This is a genomic window from Mycobacterium sp. E2238, from assembly GCF_001672665.1.
Lineage (GTDB): Bacteria > Actinomycetota > Actinomycetes > Mycobacteriales > Mycobacteriaceae > Mycobacterium.
This window is the reverse complement of the sequence record NZ_LZKF01000258.1, coordinates 1-17,958: the sequence shown is the minus strand read 5'-3', so window position 1 is coordinate 17,958 and position 17,958 is coordinate 1. Positions and strand designations below refer to the sequence as shown.

Sequence of the window (17,958 nt, the reverse complement as noted above, 5' to 3'; positions counted from 1 at the left end):
CCGACCAAACGGGGTGTCGTGCTGTGCGTGATTAACCACTCTGAATCGCCGGCAACAGTGGGAAGCCGGGCAGGTTACGCAGCACCGTCCAGGCGATGATGGCCAGCACCATCGTCAACCACGCCGGCGTGGAGAGCGCCGGTCTGCCGCTCCCGCGGCGAATCAGCAGCCATCCCGCCAGCATCGGGATGCCGACCAACAGAAAAACATTGTCGTTGACGGCGGCGAACAGGTCGCCGTGCAGCAGATCGTTCGTCATCCGCAGGCCACCGCAGAACGGGCAGTTCCAGCCGGTAAGCAATTTGAAGGGGCACTGGGGATACAACGAGTTCGTGTTGTGCGGGTCGACCAGGCCGACGTAGCCGAGCGCGCCGCCGAGCGCAACGGCGGTGCCGACCGCGACGTACCGGCGTGGGCGGTGACACTGTTCCGCCGCGTGCCCGGCGGAATTGGGTTGCGTCACCTGTTCAGCATGCCAGACCCGCGGCCACTAGGGGTTCGACGACCGATTCCTTCGCAGCCGCCACCGGCTGCGGGGTGTCTTATAAGGCTCGGCGGCCGAAGCCGGTTCGGCCGAGTCGTGTGGCGGCTCGGATTCTTCGTCCGCCTCGGCTTCGGGTTCTTCGTCCGCCTCGGCTTCGGATTCTTCGGGCTCGGCCGCGGGCTCTTCCTCGTCGGCCTCTTCGGGTTCGGTTTCTTCGGCCTCGGGCTCTTCGGCTTCCGGCTCTTCGGCTTCCGGCTCTTCGACTTCGGCCGCGGGCTCTTCCGTTTCCGGCTCTTCGGCTTCCGGCTCTTCGACTTGGGCTTCGTGTTCTTCGGCTTCGGGCTCTTCGGCTTCCGCCTCGGGCCCTTCGGTTTCGTCCGGCCCGGGCTCCGTGGCCTCCGCTTTGACCGTCTCGGCCTCCGCGGTTTCCGGCTCGTCGACGGAGGCGGCCTCGCCGGTTTCCGACAAGTCGGCGGGCTTGTCGTCCTCGTCCTCGCCGCCACCTCCCGCGACCGCCACGGTCGCCGCCTCACCCGAGGCGACGGTCGCGAGTTCGCCCGCCGGCTCCGATTCCGGAGACTCCTCGGAAACGTAGTCTTTGCCGCGCAGGCTTTCCGGGGCCTCGCGTCCCTTCGGCGCCACCATGAGGTACACCACGGCCCCGATGAACACGAAAGTTGATGTGAACGAATTGATCCGGATGCCCGCGATGTGAGTGGCGGTATCGTCGCGCAGCAACTCGACACCGAAGCGCCCCACGCAGTAGCTGGCCACGTACAACGCGAACAGTCGCCCGTGGCCCAGCGCGAATCGCCGGTCCGCGTAGATCAACAGGGCGAAAACCAGGACGTTCCAAATCAATTCGTACAGGAACGTCGGCTGCACGACGAGTGCCACCTGGCCCGTCGACACACCGTCCAGCGAATGGGGGTCGATGTATCCCGACGGGTCGCGGCGGTAGAAGATCTCCAGCCCCCATGGCAGGGTGGTTTCCCGGCCGTAGAGCTCCTGGTTGAAATAGTTGCCCAGCCGGCCGATGGCCTGCGCCAGGATGATTCCCGGCGCGATCGCGTCGGCGAATGCCGGCAGCGGAATCCCGTGCCGCCGGCAGCCGATCCACGCGCCGACGCCGCCAAGGGCCACCGCGCCCCAGATGCCAAGGCCGCCATCCCAAATGCGTACGGCCGCGCTCAACCCGGCACCGCCCGGCCCCCAGTAGGTCCGCCAGTCGGTGGCCAGGTGGTAAAGCCGGCCGCCCACCAACCCGAACGGCACCACCCACAACGCGATGTCATAGATCACCCCGCGCTGCCCGCCGCGGGCTTCCCAGCGGCGGTCGCCGATCAGCAGCGCCGCGACGATGCCGGTGATGATGAACAGCGCGTAGGCGCGGATCGGCAGCGGCCCGAGGTGCCAAACGCCCTGGGGCGGGCTGGGAAAATACGTCGGCAACATCGTCATCCGGCGGACGCCTTCTCCCGGACGCCCGCGGCCAGTTCCTCGGTCAGCGCCCGCAACGCGGGCAACCCGCCCTCACCGAGCGCCGATACCAGCGCCGAGCCCACGATGACGCCGTCGGCGTAGCTGCCGATCTGCGCCGCCTGATCTCGCGACCGCACCCCCAGGCCGACACCGACCGGTATGTCCGACACCGCCTTTACCCGGTGCACCAGTTCGGGCGCGGCGTTCGACACCGCATCACGCGCCCCGGTCACCCCCATCGTGGAAGCAGCGTAGACGAACCCGCGCGACGCCTCGACCGTCATCGCCAGCCGTTGCGGGGTCGACGATGGCGCCACCAGAAAAATGCGATCCAACCGATGCTCCTCAGCTGCCGCCAGCCACTGGCCGGCTTCGTCGGGGATGAGGTCTGGAGTGATCATGCCCTGCCCCCCGGCCGACGCGAGGTCCCGGGCGAACGCGTCGACCCCATACCGCAGCACCGGATTCCAATAGGTCATCACCACCGCGCGGCCGCCGGCCGCACTGATCGTCTCGACCGCGGCCAGGGTGTCCCGCACCCGCACTCCCCCCTGCAACGCGACCTCGGTGGCCCGGGCGATGGTCGGCCCGTCCATGCCGGGATCCGAATAGGGAACCCCGACTTCGATGATGTCGCAGCCGGATTCGACCAGGGCGAGCATTCCGTCGACCGAACCCGGCACGTCGGGGTAACCGGTGGGCAGATAACCGATCAGCGCCGCGCGATTGTCCTTGCGGCACATGTCGAAGACCGGCCCGAGCCGGCTGGCTTGCTTTTGTTCCACGGTCATCGCTCGCTGGGCCCCATCAGGCCAAACCATTTCGCGGCCGTCTCGACGTCCTTGTCACCCCGGCCCGACAGGTTCACCACGATGATGGCGCCCTGCCCCAATTCGAGGCCGAGCTTGACCGCGCCCGCGATCGCGTGCGCGGATTCGATGGCCGGGATGATTCCTTCGGTGCGGCACAGCAGCGCGAACGCATCCATCGCCTCGGAGTCGGTGATCGGCCGGTATTCGGCACGCCCGATCTCCTTGAGATATGCGTGTTCGGGGCCCACCCCCGGATAATCGAGACCCGCTGAGATCGAATGGGATTCGATGGTCTGGCCATCCTGGTCCTGCAGCAGGTAAGAGAACGACCCCTGAAAAGCCCCCGGCGAACCGCCGGCGAATGTCGCGGCGTGCCTTCCCGTTTCGACGCCGTCGCCGGCCGCCTCGAAGCCGACCAGGCGCACCCCGGGGTCGTCGATGAACGGGTGGAAGATACCGATGGCGTTGGATCCGCCCCCGACACAGGCCACGACCGCGTCGGGCAACCGGCCCGCCTGGGCCTGAATCTGCACGCGCGCCTCCAAGCCGATGATGCGCTGAAAATCGCGCACCATCGCGGGAAACGGGTGCGGCCCGGCCGCGGTGCCGAAGCAGTAGTAGGTGTTGTCGGCGTTGGTCACCCAGTCGCGAAACGCCTCATTGATCGCGTCCTTGAGCGTCTTCGACCCACTCTCCACCGACACGACCTCGGCGCCCAGCAGTCGCATCCGCGCCACGTTGAGCGCCTGGCGCGCGGTGTCGACGGCGCCCATGTAGATGACACATTCCAGGCCGAGCAGCGCGCACGCGGTGGCCGTGGCGACGCCGTGCTGGCCGGCGCCGGTCTCGGCGATGACCCGGCTCTTGCCCATTCTCTTGGCCAGCAAGGCCTGACCGAGGACGTTGTTGATCTTGTGAGAACCGGTGTGGTTCAGGTCTTCTCGCTTGAGGAAAATGCGCGCCGAGCCGGCATGCTCGGACAGCCGGGTGGCCTCGTACAGCGGCGACGGCCGGCCGGCGTAGTTGACCTGCAGGTCGTCCAGGGTGTCCAGGAAATCGGGGTTGATGCGTTCCTTCTCGTAGGCGGCGGTGACCTCCTCGATCACCGCCATCAACGCCTCCGCCACGTAGCGGCCGCCGTACACGCCGAAATGGCCACCCGCATCGGGTTCGTGGCGGGTGGGTTCGGCGACCGCTGCACTCGGAAGGGGAAGGTCCGGGCGGGACAGGTTGACCATCACCAAGGCTCTACGCGGGGACGGCTCATCGGGTTCAACGTTTCAGCGCCGGGGCTCTTCAACTGACTTGACGACTAGCGAGACGGTTTCGGGCAGGACGGGTGCGTACCCGCGGTGACCAGGTCGGCGACCGCGGCGCGCGGGTCACCGCTTTTGACCAGACCCTCGCCGACCAACACGGCGTCCGCGCCGGCGCCGGCATAGGCCAACAGGTCGCCGGTGCCGCGGACGCCGGACTCGGCGATCCTGATCACATTGCTGGGCAGCCCGGGCGCGATCCGCGCGAAGCAGTCGCGGTCGACCTCCAGCGTGGCGAGGTCGCGCGCGTTGACACCGATTACGTTGGCCCCGGCCTTCAACGCCCGGTCGGCCTCCTCCTCGGTGTGCACCTCGACAAGGGCTGTCATGCCCAGGGATTCGGTGCGGTCGAGCATCGATACCAGAGCCGACTGGTCCAGCGCGGCCACGATGAGCAACAGCATGTCGGCGCCGTGGGCGCGGGCCTCGTGGATCTGATATGGCTGCACGACAAAGTCTTTGCGCAACACCGGTATCGAGACCGCGGCCCGAACGGCATCGAGGTCGTCGAGCGAGCCGTGGAAACGGCGCTCCTCGGTCAGAACGCTGATGATCCGGGCTCCGCCGTCCTCGTACGCCCGGGCCAGTTTTGCCGGATCGGCAATCGTCGCCAGGGATCCCGCCGACGGACTGGCGCGCTTGACTTCGGCGATGACGCCGATGCCGGGCTCGCGCAGGGCGGCCATCACGTCACGCGGCGGCGGAGCGGCGGCAGCGGCGGCCTTGATTTCGGAGAGACTGATGAGAGCTTCGCGCGCGGCAACGTCGGCCCGGACTCCCTCGAGGATGGAGTCAAGCACGGTAGCCGGACTCATGCCTGTTGCTTCCCTTCGCGCCGTTACCCATCGCCACCCCACGGCCTCCTGACGAACTCCAGCCGATCGCGACGACGTGAATGAAGGGTAGCGGCCCTCGGCTTGCGACCCGTCACCGACCCTCGGTGTCCGACCCGTGCGGCCGATCGGTGGGGTCCCGCGTTGGGTCAGCGCCCTCGTCAAGCGCGTCCCAGATCATCCGCTCCGACATTTCCGGCGTCTCCGGCTTCTCCAGCATCGCGCCATCGGTGTCCTCGCGTAGCGCATTTGAGCGGCGCGTCGCGGGCGCCGCATACTTTTCCGCGCTCAACCTGGCCGACCCGGAATCGCCGGCCGACCGAAGCAACAGGACGGCCGCGATCAGGGTGCACGCCGCCGCGGCCACCGCGATGCCCGCCCCCCAATAGCGTCGCTCGCTGCCCACCAGCGACGTCAGCGCAACGTGCGCCAGATCGGCCCCGCGCACGGCCACGTCCGGCAGCACCCACAAACTGACCCCGAGGTATCCGACCGCCAGGCTGGCCAGCGCCAGCAGCCCCGCCAGCACGCGCAGCGGCCAGCCGCGAACCGCGATCGCCGCCACGGCCGTCGCCAGCATGAGCACCGCCAGCGGCAACAGCGCCGTCGACCACGACGCGCCGGACAGCGTCACCCCGCGCGGCGGACTCAGCCCGTCGAACGACCGGATCACCACCCACGGCAACCGGGACGCCGCCCACAGCGCCGCCGCGGATCCCACCAGCAACACCTGGGCGACCCCGACGACCATCCGGGCCCGCCGAGCCGGGCGGGTCTCAGTCATGGCGGCCGGTCTCCGGCGCGGTCAACGTCTCGGCGGCGGCGATCGCGTTGAGCACCGCGCGCGCCTTGTTGGCGGCCTCGGTGTACTCGTACGGACCGTTCGAGTCGGCCACCACCCCGCCGCCGGCCTGCACATAGGCGGTGCCGCCGCGCATCAGTGCGGTGCGGATGGCGATCGCGAAGTCGGCGTTGCCGGCGAAGTCGAGGTAGCCGACCACGCCGCCGTAGAGGCCGCGACGTGTCTTCTCCACCTCCTCGATGAGCTCCATGGCCCGCACCTTCGGTGCGCCCGACAGCGTGCCGGCCGGGAAGCAGGCCGTGACCGCATCCAGCGCGGTCCGGCCCTCGGCGAGCATCCCGGTCACCGTCGACACCAGGTGCATGACGTGGCTGTAGCGCTCGATGTGGCTGTAGTCCTCGACGCGCACGGTGCCCGGGGCGCAGACCCGGCCGAGGTCGTTGCGGCCAAGGTCCACCAGCATCAGGTGCTCGGCGCGCTCCTTCTCGTCGGCGAGCAGTTCCTTCTCCAGCAGCTGATCCTCTTCGTCGGTCTGCCCGCGCCACCGGGTTCCCGCGATCGGGTGCGTCGTCGCCCAGCCGTCGTGGACGGTGACCAGCGCCTCCGGGCTGGAACCGACGACCGAAAAGTCCGTCCCGCCAATGCCGTTCGGGACGTGCAGCAGGTACATGTACGGGCTCGGGTTGGTGACCCGCAGCATCCGGTACACGTCGATCGGGTCGACGTCGGTGTCCATCTCGAAGCGCTGGGAGGGGACGACCTGGAAGGCTTCGCCCGCCGCGATCTGCTCGACGAGGTAGTCGACGATCTTCCCGTACTCCTCGACGGTGCGCTGCGAGCGGTACCGCGGCTCGGGCCGGTCGAACGTGGCGACCGTCGAAGGCAGCGGCTGGCCGAGCGCCGAGGTCATCACGTCCAGGCGCGCGACCGCGTCGTCGTAGGCCTCGTCGACCCGCTCGTCGGTGCCGTTCCAGTTCACCGCGTTGGCGATCAGCGTGATGGTGCCCTCGTGGTGGTCGACCGCGGCCACGTCGGTGGCCAGCAACAGCAGCATGTCCGGCAGATGCAGGTCGTCGACGGCCAGCTCGGGCAGGCGCTCCAGCCGCCGCACCATGTCGTAGGCGAACAAACCGACCATGCCGCCGGACAGCGGCGGCAGCCCGGGCTTGATGTCGTGGGGGGCGGCGGTGGCCAGCAGCTCGAGGGTGGCCCGCAGCGCGTGCAACGGGTCGCCGCCGGTGGGCGCGTCCTGCGGCACGGCGCCCAGCCAGACCGCTTCCCCGTCGCGGACGGTCAGCGCCGACGGCGCACCCGCGCCGATGAACGACCAGCGCGACCAGGATCGGCCGTGCTCGGCGGATTCCAGCAGGAACGTGCCCGGGCGATTGGCGGCGAGCTTGCGGTAGGCCGATAGCGGCGTCTCGCTGTCGGCCAGCACCTTGCGGGTCACCGGAACCACGCGGTGCTCGGCTGCGAGCTGACGGAAATCCTCTCGTGAGGTCGTCGCGGCGAGGTGGGCTTGCACCGAACCATCCTCGCAGATGGGCGGTGGGGGTTCGCGAGCGTAACGTGGCTGCGCTCTCCAGCCTCGAGATTCGCGGTGGCGTTACGCTCGCGGCATGAAAACTGGTGACACCGTCGCGGACTTCGAACTTCCCGATCAGACGGGGACGCCGCGCAAGCTCAGCGAGTTGCTCTCCAGCGGACCGGTGGTGCTGTTCTTCTACCCCGCCGCGATGACACCGGGCTGCACCAAGGAGGCCTGCCATTTCCGGGACCTGGCAGCGGAATTCGCCGCCGTGGGCGCCAATCGGGTCGGCATCAGTGCCGATCCCGTGCAGAAGCAGGCCAAGTTCGCCGACATGCAGAAGTTCGACTACCCGCTGCTGTCGGACACCGAGGGCACCGTTGCCGCGCAGTTCGGCGTCAAGCGTGGCCTGCTCAGCAAGCTGCTGCCGGTCAAGCGAACCACGTTCGTCATCGACACCGATCGCACGGTGCTCAACGTGATTTCCAGCGAGTTCAGCATGGACACCCACGCCGACAAGGCGTTGGAGACACTGCGCAGCCGGTCGGCGCCTACGGGCTGATCGCCAGGAAAACGTAGGCGGCGAGCAGCACCAGATGCAGCTCCCCCTGCAGCCTGGTGGCGCGCCCGGGAACGACCGTCAGCATGCTGATCACGACGGTCAGCGCCAGCAGCACCAGCTGAATGGGGCCCAGCCCGAGCACCAACGGTCCCTTGAGCCAGATGGAGGCCAGCGCGATCGCCGGGATGGTGAGCCCGATGCTGGCCATCGCAGAGCCGTACGCCAGGTTAAGGCTGGTCTGGATGCGGCCCTGGCGCGCCGTGCGCGCGGCCGCCAGGGTCTCCGGCAGCAGCACCAGCGCGGCGATCACCACGCCGACGAATGACTGCGGAAATCCGACCGCGGTCACGGCACGCTCGACCGCCGGCGATTCCTCCTCGGCCAGTCCCACCACCGCGACGAGGGCGACCAGCAGCAGCCCCAGACTCCCGAGCGCGGCGCCGCGGCTCGGCGGCTCGGCATGGCTTTCATCCTCGAACAGCCGCTTCTTCTGGCCCTTCTGCGCGACCGGCAGGAAGAAGTCGCGGTGGCGCACCGTCTGGGTGAAGACGAAGACCAGATAGACCAGCAACGACGCCACCGCCGCGAACGTCAGTTGGCCCGGAGAGAACTCCCTGCCCACTTGGCTGGTGGTGAACGCGGGCAGCACCAGGCTCAGCGTCGCCAGCGTGGTGACGGTGGCCAGCGCGGCGCCGCTGCCCTCGGCGTTGAACAGCGTCACGCCGTAGCGCCGCGAGCCGAGCAGCAGCGACAGCCCCGCGATGCCGTTGGTGGTGATCATCGCCGCCGCGAACACGGTGTCCCGGGCCAGGGTGGCGGCCTCGTTGCCCCCGGACGCCATCAGCGAGACGATGAGCGCCACCTCGATCACCGTCACCGCGGCCGCGAGCACCAGCGAGCCGAACGGCTCGCCGACCCGGGCCGCGACCACCTCCGCGTGGTGCACCGCGGCCAGCACGGCTCCGATGAGCAATGCCGCCGTCAGCGCGACCATCGCCGGGCCCAGCTTCTCGCCCCAGATCACGGCCAGCACGGCGACGGCAAGCAGCGGCACGACCGCGGTCCACGACACCCGTCTCAACATCGACCGCCATTCTCATCCACGGCTCGCGATCGGGCGACTTCGGACCTCGGTCGTGATTCTCCCGGCCCGGCGACGGCGTTGCCGCGACGTCCTTGAGCCGAAGGTCCCCGGATGTCTGCGACCAAAGCCCCTACGTTTGCCCAACGGCGTTTCATACGGTCGCAACATTCGCCTCGTGTTTACACGGGCTCGGGCCGGAGAAAATCAAGACAGCCAGATATCCGAACGCTGAACTCTCAGCGCGGCCGGAGCAAAGGGGGAAGCGATGTCAGCTACCCGAACCGCCGCAGAAAGCGGCATCGACGGTCCGATTCGAAACCATCTGCGCAGTGTGCGGACCGAGGATCGCGACGGCTGGGTTTCCAAAGCACGCTGTCGCACCGGCGACCCGGACGAGATGTTCGTTCGCGGCGCCGCCCAGAGAAGGGCCGCGACGATCTGCCGGCACTGCCCGGTAATCCTGGAGTGCGGCGCCGACGCGCTCGAAAACCAGGTCGAGTGGGGAGTCTGGGGCGGCATGACCGAACGCCAGCGACGCGCCCTGCTCAGGCAGCACTCCGACGTGGTGTCCTGGGTCGAATTCCTGGCCGCCGCCCGGCTGCGGCGTCGCACCGCGATTTAACGCCTGGGTGCCCGCTCGGGCCGCAGCAACCTATGTCTCCGGTTCCAGCAGCACGTCGGCGTCGAAGCAGCTGTGGTCGCCGGTGTGGCAGGCGGCGCCCACCTGGTCGACCGTCAGCAGCACGGTGTCGCCGTCGCAATCCAGCCGCACCGAGTGCACGCGCTGGGTGTGGCCGGACGTCGCACCCTTGACCCACTGCTCGCCGCGGGACCGCGAATAATATGTCGCCTCACGGGTTTCCAGGGTGCGGGCCAGCGCCGCGTCGTCCATCCAGGCGACCATCAGCACGTCGCCGGTGCCGCGTTCCTGCACGACGGCGGTGAACAGGCCGTCGGCGTTGCGCTTCAGCCGCGCGGCGATCCGTGGGTCCAGCGTCATCGCACGGTGATCCCTTCGGCGGCCATCGCGGCCTTCACCTGACCGATGGTCAACTCCCGGAAGTGAAAGACGCTGGCCGCCAACACCGCATCGGCCCCGGCGGCGACGGCGGGCGCGAAGTGTTCAGCCGCGCCGGCGCCACCGCTGGCGATCACCGGCACCGTGACCGCCGAGCGCACCGCCTGCAGCATCGGCAGGTCGAACCCGGCCTTGGTGCCGTCGGCGTCCATCGAGTTGAGCAGGATTTCCCCCACGCCCAGATCGGCGCCGCGGGAAGCCCATTCGACGGCGTCGATCCCGGTCCCGCGGCGCCCGCCGTGGGTGGTGACCTCCCAACCGGACGGCGTCGGCACCGATTCCGGGGGGACCGTGCGGGCGTCGACCGACAGCACGATGCATTGCGAGCCGAACTGCCGCGCCATTTCTTCCAGCAGGTCGGGCCGAGCGATCGCGGCGGTGTTGATCGAGACCTTGTCGGCCCCCGCGCGCAGCAAGACGTCGACGTCGGCCACCGTGCGAACCCCGCCGCCGACGGTCAGCGGAATGAAAACCTGTTCGGCCGTGCGGCGGACCACGTCGAGCATGGTGGCGCGGCCCGACGACGAGGCGGTGACGTCGAGAAAGGTCAGCTCGTCGGCACCCTCGGCGTCGTAGGCGGCGGCGAGCTCGACGGGATCGCCCGCATCCCGCAGGTTTTCGAAGTTGACCCCCTTGACGACTCGCCCGGCATCGACGTCCAGGCACGGAATCACCCGCACCGCAAGGCCATTGGCGTGCGACATCTCAGAAGTCCTCCGGACGGCCCGTGCTGCGCAGGATTTCGAGTATCTCGGCGTGTGCGCGGGGGCCCGCGGCCAGTGCGGAATCCGACGCGGGGCTCCACGGCTCACCGCGGATGTCGGTCACGACACCGCCCGCCGCCCGCACCAGCGCGACGCCGGCGGCGTGGTCCCACACGTGGCCGCCGAAACTGATCGAGCCACCGAGGACTCCGTCGGCGACGTAGGCCAGGTCGAGTCCGGTGGACCCGTGCATCCGCAGCCGCGACGAGACCCGGCTCAGGTTCTCCAGCACGGCGATGCGGTAGCGCCCGGGGAACCGGCCCCGCGCGTCGGCGCTGAACGAGCCGGCGCCGATCAGGGCGTCGGTCAGGTCGATGTCGGCCAGCGGGGGCTGCGCGACACCGTTTTTCATCAACGGACCGTCCACCACCGCGGTGTAGCGCTGGTCGACGAAGGGCAGCCAAGTCAACCCGGCGACCGGGTCGCCGTGGTGCAACAGGCCCAGCAGGATCCCCGCCATCGGCGATCCGGCCGCGTAGTTGAACGTGCCGTCGACGGGGTCGAGCACCCACACCCATTCGGAGTCGACGTCGGTGCCGCCGAATTCCTCGCCGTGCACGCCGATTCCGGTCGCCTCCGTCAGCGCGCCGACCACCTGCCGCTCGATCGCCAGATCCACGTCGGTGGCGAAGTCGTTGCCCTTCTTCTGCACCGCCGAATCTGCGCGGTGGCCGGCGACGAACGGCTCGGTGGCGTCGTCGAGGATCGCCGACGCCTGCTCCACCAACGCGTCCAGGTCCGTCACGGCCCTACCCCGCAACCGCTGCCAGCGCCTGCGGCAGGGTGAACCGCCCGGCGTAGAGGGCTTTGCCCACGATGGCGCCCTCGACCCCGCGGTCGGTGAGGGTCGCGATCGCGCGCAGGTCGTCCAGGCTGGACACGCCGCCGGAGGCGATCACCGGGGCCTCGGTGCGGTCGGCGACGGCGGCCAGCAGGTCGAGGTTGGGGCCGCCCAGCGTGCCGTCCTTGGTGACGTCGGTGACGACGAAGCGCGAACACCCTTCGCCGTCAAGGCGTTCCAGCACCTCCCACAGGTCACCGCCGTCGGTCTCCCAGCCGCGCCCGCGCAGTCGGTGTTGCCCCGCTGGCCTGGTTTTGTCGATTTGCACGTCGAGCCCGACGGCGACCTTCTCGCCGTGCTCGGCGATGGCGCGGGCACACCACTGGGGGTTCTCCAAGGCCGCCGTGCCCAGGTTGACCCGGGCGCAGCCGGTGGCCAGCGCCGCGGCCAGCGAGTCGTCGTCCCGGATCCCGCCGGACAGCTCCACCTGCACGTCGAGCTTGCCCACCACCTCGGCCAGCAGTTCGCGGTTCGAGCCCCGCCCGAACGCCGCGTCCAGGTCGACCAGGTGGATCCATTCCGCCCCGTCGCGCTGCCAGTTCAGCGCCGCGTCCAGCGCCGAGCCGTATTCGGTCTCGCTGCCCGCCTTGCCCTGGACCAGCCGCACGGCGCGGCCTTCGACCACGTCGACCGCGGGCAACAAGATCAACACATTCCCTCCCAAGCCGCTCGTCACAGTGCCTCAATCCAGTTGCGCAGCACGGCCGCACCCGCATCCCCACTCTTTTCGGGGTGAAATTGCGTGGCCGACAGCGGACCCTGCTCGACGGCGGCCAGGAAGGGCACCCGGTGGGTGGCCCAGGTGAGCACGGCCTCCGGCGAACCCTCCCAGCGCTGCGCGGCGTAGGAGTGCACGAAGTAGAAGCGGGTGTCGGCGTCCAGCCCCTTGAACAGGGTGCTGCCCGCACCGGCGTCGACAACGTTCCATCCCATGTGCGGGATCACCGGGGCATCCAGCCGGGTGACCTCGCCCGGCCACTGGCCGCAACCCGTTGTCTGCACACCGAATTCGACGCCGCCGGCGAACAGGATCTGCATGCCCACGCAGACGCCCAGCACCGGGCGCCCGGCGGCGACGCGGTCGGCGATGATGCGGTCCCCCTTGACTCTGCGCAGGCCGGTCATGCAGGCCTCGAAGGCGCCGACCCCGGGCACCACCAGCCCGTCGGCGTCGGCGGCCGCATCGGCGTCGGCGGTCACCTCGACCGACGCGCCCGCCCGCTCGAGCGCGCGCTGTGCCGACCGTAGGTTGCCCGAGCCGTAATCCAGGACGACGACGGATGGTTTTGTCACAGAACACCTTTGGTGGACGGCACGTCCGACACCCGGGGATCGGGCTCGACGGCCTGACGCAACGCACGCGCCACCGCCTTGTACTGCGCCTCGGTGACGTGGTGCGGGTCGCGCCCGTACAGGACGCGCACGTGCAGCGCGATGCGGGCGTTCATGGCCAGCGACTCGAACACGTGCCGGTTGATCACGGTGTGGTACGGCACCGAACTGCCCGCAATGGTTGTGTGCCGCAGGTGATCCGGCTCACCGGTGTGCACGCAGTAGGGCCGGCCGGACACGTCGACCACGGCGTGGGCCAGCGTCTCGTCCATCGGAATGAAGGCGTCGCCGAACCGGCGGATGCCCCGCTTGTCGCCCAAAGCCTGGCCGAGCGCCTGCCCCAGCGCGATCGCGGTGTCCTCGATGGTGTGGTGGCCCTCGATCTCGACGTCGCCCTTGGTGCGCACGCTCAGGTCGAAGCTGGCGTGGGTGCCCAGCGCCGTGAGCATGTGGTCGTAGAACGGCACACCGGTGTCGACGTGGACCTGCCCGGTGCCGTCGAGATCGAGCTCGATGACGATGTCGGATTCCTTGGTGCGACGCTCGATACGCGCGCGCCGAGTCGCAAGAGTGGTCACGGGGCTCCTACTGGGGTGGCTGGTGCCAATTCGGTGGCGGCGATCCGGGCGCTGGCCCGCAGGAACGCATCGTTCTCTTCGGCCAGTCCCGTGGTGGCGCGCAGGTAGCCGGCAATCCCGACATCGCGGATCAATACACCGGCGTCCAGGTAGCGCTGCCAGGCGGCCGGGGCGTCGGCGAATTGGCCGAACAGCACGAAGTTCGCATCGCTGGGAATCACTCGAAAACCCATGCCGGTCAAAGCCGTTGTGACCCGTTCGCGTTCGGCGATCAGCGCCGCGACGCTACTCAGGGTGTCGTCGGCGTGCCGCAGCGCGGCCCGGGCCGCGGCCTGCGTGACCGACGACAGGTGATACGGCAGCCGGACCAGCAGCATCGCGTCGATCACCGCGGGCGTGGCGATCAGGTAGCCGAGCCGCCCCCCGGCGAAGGCGAACGCCTTGCTCATGGTGCGGGTGACGATGAGCTTGGTCGGATACTCCCGCACCAGTCCGACCGCACTGGGCTCGGAGGAGAACTCACCGTAGGCCTCGTCGACGATCAAGATCCCGGGCACCGCGTCGAGCAGCCGCCGCAGCGCCGGCAGCGAAACGCTCTGCCCCGACGGGTTGTTCGGGCTGGCGATGAAGACCACGCCGGGTTGATGTTCGGCGACGGCGGCGACCGCCCTGTCCACGTCGAGGCTGAAGTCGTCGGCGCGGACACCCTCCAGCCATTCCGTACGGGTGGCGTCGGCGATGATCGGGTGCATCGAGTAGGACGGGGCGAACCCGATCGCGGTGCGCCCGGGCCCGCCGAATGCCTGCAGCAACTGTTGCAGGATCTCGTTGGATCCGTTTGCCGCCCAGACGTTTTCCACACCGAGTTGCACGCCGGTCTGCGCGGTGAGGTAGCCGGCGAGATCGCGACGCAGGTCCACCGCGTCGCGATCGGGGTAGCGGTGCAGGTCGGCGGCCGCCTCGGCCACCGATCGCACCACATCGTCCACCAGCGCCCCGCTGGGCGGGTGTGGGTTCTCGTTGGTGTTCAGCCGCACCGGTACGGCCAATTGCGGTGCGCCGTAAGGTGATTTGCCGCGGAGGTCGTCCCGCAGCGGCAGGTCGTCCAGCGTGGGGTTCTCCGTCATCGCTCGAACCTCCGCCGGATCGCCTCGCCGTGTGCGGGCAGGTCTTCGGCCTTGGCCAGCGTGACCACGTGTCCCGAGACGTCCTTGAGGGCGGCCTCGGTGTAGTCGACGACGTGAATGCCGCGCAGGAAGGTCTGCACCGACAGGCCGCTGGAATGCCGGGCGGAGCCCGCCGTCGGCAGCACGTGATTGGATCCCGCGCAGTAGTCGCCGAGGCTCACCGGCGAGTACGGACCGACGAAAATGGCTCCGGCCGAACGTATTCGCCCGGCGACCTCCGGCGCGTCGGCGGTCTGGATCTCCAGGTGCTCGGCGGCGTAGGCGTTGACCACCTGGATGCCTGCGTCGAGATCGTCGACCAGGATGATCGCCGACTGCCGGCCGCCCAGCGCGGCGCTCACCCGATCACGATGCACCGTGGTGCGCAGCTGGGCGGCCACCTCGGCGTCGGTCGCGGTGGCCAGGTCCTCGCTCGGGGTGACCAGGACGCTGCCCGCCATCTCGTCGTGCTCGGCCTGGCTGATCAGGTCGGCGGCCACGTGCGCCGGATCGGCGGTGTGGTCGGCGAGGATGGCGATCTCGGTGGGCCCGGCCTCGGCGTCGATGCCGACGCGCGAGCGGCACAGCCGCTTCGCGGCGGTGACGTAGATGTTGCCCGGCCCCGTGATCAGGTCGACGGGCGCCAGCTCGGAACCGTCCGTGTCGGCGCCGCCGTAGGCCAGCAGCGCCACCGCCTGCGCACCACCGACGGCCCACACCTCGTCGACCCCGAGCAGCCGGGCGGCGGCGAGGATCGTCGGGTGCGGCAGTCCGTCATAGCGGGCCTGCGGCGGGCTGGCCACCACCAGGGAGTCGACGCCGGCGGCCTGCGCGGGCACCACGTTCATCACCACGCTGGACGGGTACACCGCGTTGCCCCCGGGCACATACAGGCCCACCCGCTCGACCGGCACCCAGCGCTCGGTGACCGTCGCGCCCGGGCCGAGCGTGGTGGTGACGTCGGCACGGCGCTGGTCGGCGTGTACCGCGCGGGTGCGGTCGATCATCACCCGCAGGGCGTCCACGACGTCGGGCTCCAGGCCGGCCAGCGCCGTCTGAAGCGCGGCTTCGGGCACCCGGACCGCCGAGGGCCGCACACCGTCAAACGACGCCCCGAACTCCAGCGCCGCCTCGGCGCCGCGCTCGGCGACGGCCTGGACGATCGGCCGCACCTTGGGCAGCACGCTTTCCACGTCGGCGCCGCCCCGCGGGAGCGCGGTCCGCAATCGGGCAGCCGTCAGCTCGGCGCCCCGCAGGTCGATGCGGGCCATCACGGGTGCTGAAGCGGTACTCATTGCCTCCATTGTCCCAGAGGAACTCAAGTCGATATCCGACCGGTACAGTGCCCGGGTAAGCCCCCCACAACTCAGGGAGTTGTCATGTCCGCGAAGGATCACCCCAATAACGCCCCGGGCGTCCCGATGGTGTTCCCGCCCTGGTTCGAGCGCTTCCAGATCAAGTACTTCAACCCGGCGGTCAAGCCGATCGCCCGCTTTTTGCCCGGGACCGCGACCATCAAGCATCGGGGCCGCACCTCTGGCACGCCGTACGAGACGATCATCACCCCCTACCGCAAGGGGAACGTGCTGGCGATCGCGCTGGGCCACGGCAAGACGAACTGGGTCAAGAACGTCTTGGCGGCCGGCGAGGCCGACGTGCAGTTCAGCCGCAACCGCGTGGTGCACATCACAAATCCGCGGATCCTGCCGGCCGGCACCGAGGGTCCCGACGCCGAACGTCTGCCGCGGATGGCCCGCATGCAGCTGCGGCGGATCGGCGTTTTCGTCGGCGACATCGCCTGAGGCGCTTTCGGGGGCGCCGTCGAGTGTGCGCTCACGGCGGCGACACGCCGACGGGGAGCGCCCTGGACGCACACTCGTTGTCGAGAACTACATGTCCAGGCCGACGTCGAGCGCGCGCACCGAGTGGGTCAGCGCGCCGACGGCCAGGTAGTCCACCCCGGTTGCCGCGTAGGTGGCGGCGTTTTCCAGGGTGAGCCCGCCCGAGGACTCGAGCAGCACGGCGGGGGCGCGCGCGTCGCGACGCTGCACGGCCATCTGTGTCTGCCAGACCGGAAAGTTGTCCAGCAGCACCAGTTCCGGCTTTTCGCCCAGCACCTCGTCCAGCTGTTCGAGGGAGTCCACCTCCACCTCGCACGGCAGATCCGGCGCCGCGTCGCGCACGGCGCGCAGCGCGTCCACCACCGAGCCGGCGGCCACCACGTGGTTGTCCTTGATCAGCGCCGCGTCCCCCAGGCCCATCCGGTGGTTGACGCCGCCGCCGAGCCGCACCGCGTACTTCTGCAGCGCACGCAGCCCGGGCAGCGTTTTGCGGGTGTCGCGGACCTTGGCTTTCGTGCCCTCCACCGCCTCGACCCAGGCCGCCGTCGTGGTGGCGATGCCCGACAGGTGGCACACGAGGTTCAGCATGGTCCGCTCGGCGGTCAGCAGGCCTCGGGTGTCCGCGCGCACCGTCAGCACCGGCTCGCCCGGCTGCAGCCGGGCGCCGTCCTCGACGCTGTGCACCACTTCGTAGCCGCCGGCGAGGACGGCGTCGAGAACCAGCAGCGCGACCTCGACGCCGGCGATCACGCCCGGCTCCCGGGGCACCATCGACGCCGTGGCCACCGCACCGGCGGGCACCGTCGCGAGCGTGGTGATGTCGGGCCCGTAGCGCAGGTCCTCTTCCAGACCGCGCCGGATGGTGTCTTGAGCGGCGCTTCGCTCTTCGGGCAGCATCATCAGCCCACCGCCGCCAGCGCCTCCACCAGCACCGAGTTCTGGTCGTCGGCCAGCCGCAGCACGCTGCTGCGGCCCTGTTCCGGTGCGGGCTCGGGGTATTCCGCGCGATGGTGGCAGCCCCGGCTCTCGGTGCGGGCGAGGGCCGCGCTGGTCACCGCGCGGGCGGCCACGGCCAGCGCGACGTCCTCGAAGTCGCGACGGCCGGCGATGCGGCGCACCCGCGCCCCAGACAGGGTGTCGGACAAGCGCTGCAGCCCGGCGGCGTCGCGCACGACCGAGGCGTCGCGGCTCATCGCGGCCTGCAAAGCGCCGCGTTCCGGGGCGGTGTGGGCGATGGGCTCGGGCTCGACGGCCCTGACGCGCCCCGCCGCCATCGCGTGCGCGGCCGCGGCTTTCCCGGCGCGGCCACCGACCACCAGACCCTCGAGCAGGCTGTTGGACGCCAGCCGATTGGCGCCGTGCAGTCCGGTGCGGGCCACCTCGCCGGCGGCGAACAGGCCGGGCAGTTCCGTTTGGCCGTGCACATCGGTGACGACGCCGCCGCAGCTGTAGTGC

Annotated in this window: 21 protein-coding genes; 3 read left to right on the top strand and 18 right to left on the bottom strand. The window is 69.8% G+C overall.

Features of this window, described 5'->3' with window-relative positions:
- Positions 1-31: 31 nt before the first annotated feature.
- The 7 genes from A5711_RS24805 to A5711_RS24775 all read right to left on the bottom strand — a co-directional run bounded on the left by A5711_RS24805 (position 32) and on the right by A5711_RS24775 (position 7,254).
- Positions 32-463: a DUF2752 domain-containing protein gene (locus tag A5711_RS24805; protein WP_067951170.1), complete on the bottom strand. Its 432-nt coding sequence runs from the start codon at positions 461-463 to the stop codon at positions 32-34.
- A 27-nt stretch (positions 464-490) separates the two neighbouring features.
- Positions 491-1,945 (bottom strand): prolipoprotein diacylglyceryl transferase, encoded by a 1,455-nt coding sequence (locus A5711_RS24800; RefSeq protein WP_067951169.1) that lies wholly within the window; start codon positions 1,943-1,945, stop codon positions 491-493.
- Positions 1,942-2,757 carry a tryptophan synthase subunit alpha gene (gene trpA, locus A5711_RS24795; protein WP_067951167.1) on the bottom strand — a complete coding sequence of 272 codons (816 nt, stop codon included), beginning with the start codon at positions 2,755-2,757 and terminating at the stop codon, positions 1,942-1,944. Before trpA ends, A5711_RS24800 begins: the two co-directional genes overlap by 4 nt.
- On the bottom strand, positions 2,754-4,016 hold the full coding sequence (gene trpB / locus A5711_RS24790; protein WP_067951165.1) for a tryptophan synthase subunit beta: 1,263 nt from the start codon (positions 4,014-4,016) through the stop codon (positions 2,754-2,756). Before trpB ends, trpA begins: the two co-directional genes overlap by 4 nt.
- A gap of 74 nt (positions 4,017-4,090) precedes the next feature.
- Positions 4,091-4,909 (bottom strand): indole-3-glycerol phosphate synthase TrpC, encoded by an 819-nt coding sequence (trpC, locus tag A5711_RS24785; RefSeq protein WP_055404126.1) that lies wholly within the window; start codon positions 4,907-4,909, stop codon positions 4,091-4,093.
- A gap of 112 nt (positions 4,910-5,021) precedes the next feature.
- Positions 5,022-5,711: a TIGR02234 family membrane protein gene (locus A5711_RS24780; RefSeq protein WP_067951164.1), complete on the bottom strand. Its 690-nt coding sequence runs from the start codon at positions 5,709-5,711 to the stop codon at positions 5,022-5,024.
- Positions 5,704-7,254, bottom strand: coding sequence for an anthranilate synthase component I (locus A5711_RS24775; RefSeq protein WP_067951163.1), 1,551 nt, complete (start codon positions 7,252-7,254; stop codon positions 5,704-5,706). The genes A5711_RS24780 and A5711_RS24775 overlap by 8 nt, the downstream gene beginning before the upstream one ends.
- Before the next feature lie 94 nt (positions 7,255-7,348).
- Here A5711_RS24775 and A5711_RS24770 point away from each other — a divergent pair, with 94 nt between their 5' ends.
- Positions 7,349-7,819: a peroxiredoxin gene (locus tag A5711_RS24770; protein WP_067951161.1), complete on the top strand. Its 471-nt coding sequence runs from the start codon at positions 7,349-7,351 to the stop codon at positions 7,817-7,819.
- On the opposite strand, the gene A5711_RS24765 is transcribed toward A5711_RS24770, so the two are convergent.
- Positions 7,809-8,903: a calcium:proton antiporter gene (locus A5711_RS24765; RefSeq protein ID WP_067951160.1), complete on the bottom strand. Its 1,095-nt coding sequence runs from the start codon at positions 8,901-8,903 to the stop codon at positions 7,809-7,811. The genes A5711_RS24770 and A5711_RS24765 overlap by 11 nt on opposite strands.
- A 265-nt stretch (positions 8,904-9,168) precedes the next feature.
- Between A5711_RS24765 and A5711_RS24760 the strand changes: the two genes are divergently transcribed.
- Entirely contained in the window at positions 9,169-9,525 is a 357-nt protein-coding gene (locus tag A5711_RS24760) for a WhiB family transcriptional regulator (RefSeq protein ID WP_067951158.1), read from the top strand.
- 30 nt (positions 9,526-9,555) lie between these two features.
- Here the strand turns inward: A5711_RS24760 and hisI are convergent, their stop codons facing one another.
- Genes hisI through hisD form a run of 8 tightly spaced genes read right to left on the bottom strand, consistent with a single transcriptional unit; the run spans position 9,556 to position 15,936 of the window.
- A complete protein-coding gene (hisI, locus tag A5711_RS24755; protein ID WP_067951156.1) occupies positions 9,556-9,903 on the bottom strand; it encodes a phosphoribosyl-AMP cyclohydrolase in 348 nt (115 codons plus the stop codon).
- Positions 9,900-10,685, bottom strand: coding sequence for an imidazole glycerol phosphate synthase subunit HisF (hisF, locus tag A5711_RS24750; RefSeq protein WP_067951154.1), 786 nt, complete (start codon positions 10,683-10,685; stop codon positions 9,900-9,902). Before hisF ends, hisI begins: the two co-directional genes overlap by 4 nt.
- Position 10,686: 1 nt before the next feature.
- Entirely contained in the window at positions 10,687-11,490 is an 804-nt protein-coding gene (locus A5711_RS24745) for an inositol monophosphatase family protein (protein ID WP_067951150.1), read from the bottom strand.
- 4 nt (positions 11,491-11,494) lie between these two features.
- Positions 11,495-12,238, bottom strand: coding sequence for a bifunctional 1-(5-phosphoribosyl)-5-((5-phosphoribosylamino)methylideneamino)imidazole-4-carboxamide isomerase/phosphoribosylanthranilate isomerase PriA (gene priA / locus A5711_RS24740; RefSeq protein ID WP_067951148.1), 744 nt, complete (start codon positions 12,236-12,238; stop codon positions 11,495-11,497).
- A 20-nt stretch (positions 12,239-12,258) separates the two neighbouring features.
- Entirely contained in the window at positions 12,259-12,879 is a 621-nt protein-coding gene (gene hisH / locus A5711_RS24735) for an imidazole glycerol phosphate synthase subunit HisH (RefSeq protein ID WP_067951146.1), read from the bottom strand.
- Complete coding sequence (gene hisB / locus A5711_RS24730) at positions 12,876-13,496, bottom strand: imidazoleglycerol-phosphate dehydratase HisB (protein ID WP_067951144.1); 621 nt, start codon at positions 13,494-13,496, stop codon at positions 12,876-12,878. The genes hisH and hisB overlap by 4 nt, the downstream gene beginning before the upstream one ends.
- Positions 13,493-14,623: a histidinol-phosphate transaminase gene (locus A5711_RS24725; protein WP_067951142.1), complete on the bottom strand. Its 1,131-nt coding sequence runs from the start codon at positions 14,621-14,623 to the stop codon at positions 13,493-13,495. The genes hisB and A5711_RS24725 overlap by 4 nt, the downstream gene beginning before the upstream one ends.
- Complete coding sequence (gene hisD, locus A5711_RS24720; RefSeq protein ID WP_197520863.1) at positions 14,620-15,936, bottom strand: histidinol dehydrogenase; 1,317 nt, start codon at positions 15,934-15,936, stop codon at positions 14,620-14,622. The genes A5711_RS24725 and hisD overlap by 4 nt, the downstream gene beginning before the upstream one ends.
- A gap of 105 nt (positions 15,937-16,041) precedes the next feature.
- Between hisD and A5711_RS24715 the strand changes: the two genes are divergently transcribed.
- Positions 16,042-16,464 (top strand): nitroreductase family deazaflavin-dependent oxidoreductase, encoded by a 423-nt coding sequence (locus tag A5711_RS24715; RefSeq protein ID WP_067951139.1) that lies wholly within the window; start codon positions 16,042-16,044, stop codon positions 16,462-16,464.
- A gap of 87 nt (positions 16,465-16,551) precedes the next feature.
- On the opposite strand, the gene nadC is transcribed toward A5711_RS24715, so the two are convergent.
- Both nadC and A5711_RS24705 read right to left on the bottom strand, forming a co-directional pair.
- Positions 16,552-17,403: a carboxylating nicotinate-nucleotide diphosphorylase gene (nadC, locus tag A5711_RS24710; protein ID WP_197501004.1), complete on the bottom strand. Its 852-nt coding sequence runs from the start codon at positions 17,401-17,403 to the stop codon at positions 16,552-16,554.
- Positions 17,403-17,958, bottom strand: a 556-nt coding sequence (locus A5711_RS24705) for an FAD-binding protein (RefSeq protein ID WP_156745048.1), incomplete at its 5' end; no start/stop codon positions are given. The genes A5711_RS24705 and nadC, both read right to left, overlap by 1 nt.

Coding starts and splice junctions, on each gene's coding strand:
- hisF (WP_067951154.1), bottom strand. CDS start 10,685: ATGTCGCACGCCAATGGCCTTGCGGTGCGGGTGATTCCGTGCCTGGAC.
- hisI (WP_067951156.1), bottom strand. CDS start 9,903: ATGACGCTGGACCCACGGATCGCCGCGCGGCTGAAGCGCAACGCCGAC.
- A5711_RS24780 (WP_067951164.1), bottom strand. CDS start 5,711: ATGACTGAGACCCGCCCGGCTCGGCGGGCCCGGATGGTCGTCGGGGTC.
- A5711_RS24765 (WP_067951160.1), bottom strand. CDS start 8,903: ATGTTGAGACGGGTGTCGTGGACCGCGGTCGTGCCGCTGCTTGCCGTC.
- A5711_RS24715 (WP_067951139.1), top strand. CDS start 16,042: ATGTCCGCGAAGGATCACCCCAATAACGCCCCGGGCGTCCCGATGGTG.
- trpB (WP_067951165.1), bottom strand. CDS start 4,016: ATGGTCAACCTGTCCCGCCCGGACCTTCCCCTTCCGAGTGCAGCGGTC.
- nadC (WP_197501004.1), bottom strand. CDS start 17,403: ATGATGCTGCCCGAAGAGCGAAGCGCCGCTCAAGACACCATCCGGCGC.
- A5711_RS24725 (WP_067951142.1), bottom strand. CDS start 14,623: ATGACGGAGAACCCCACGCTGGACGACCTGCCGCTGCGGGACGACCTC.
- A5711_RS24800 (WP_067951169.1), bottom strand. CDS start 1,945: ATGACGATGTTGCCGACGTATTTTCCCAGCCCGCCCCAGGGCGTTTGG.
- A5711_RS24760 (WP_067951158.1), top strand. CDS start 9,169: ATGTCAGCTACCCGAACCGCCGCAGAAAGCGGCATCGACGGTCCGATT.
- trpC (WP_055404126.1), bottom strand. CDS start 4,909: ATGAGTCCGGCTACCGTGCTTGACTCCATCCTCGAGGGAGTCCGGGCC.
- trpA (WP_067951167.1), bottom strand. CDS start 2,757: ATGACCGTGGAACAAAAGCAAGCCAGCCGGCTCGGGCCGGTCTTCGAC.
- A5711_RS24770 (WP_067951161.1), top strand. CDS start 7,349: ATGAAAACTGGTGACACCGTCGCGGACTTCGAACTTCCCGATCAGACG.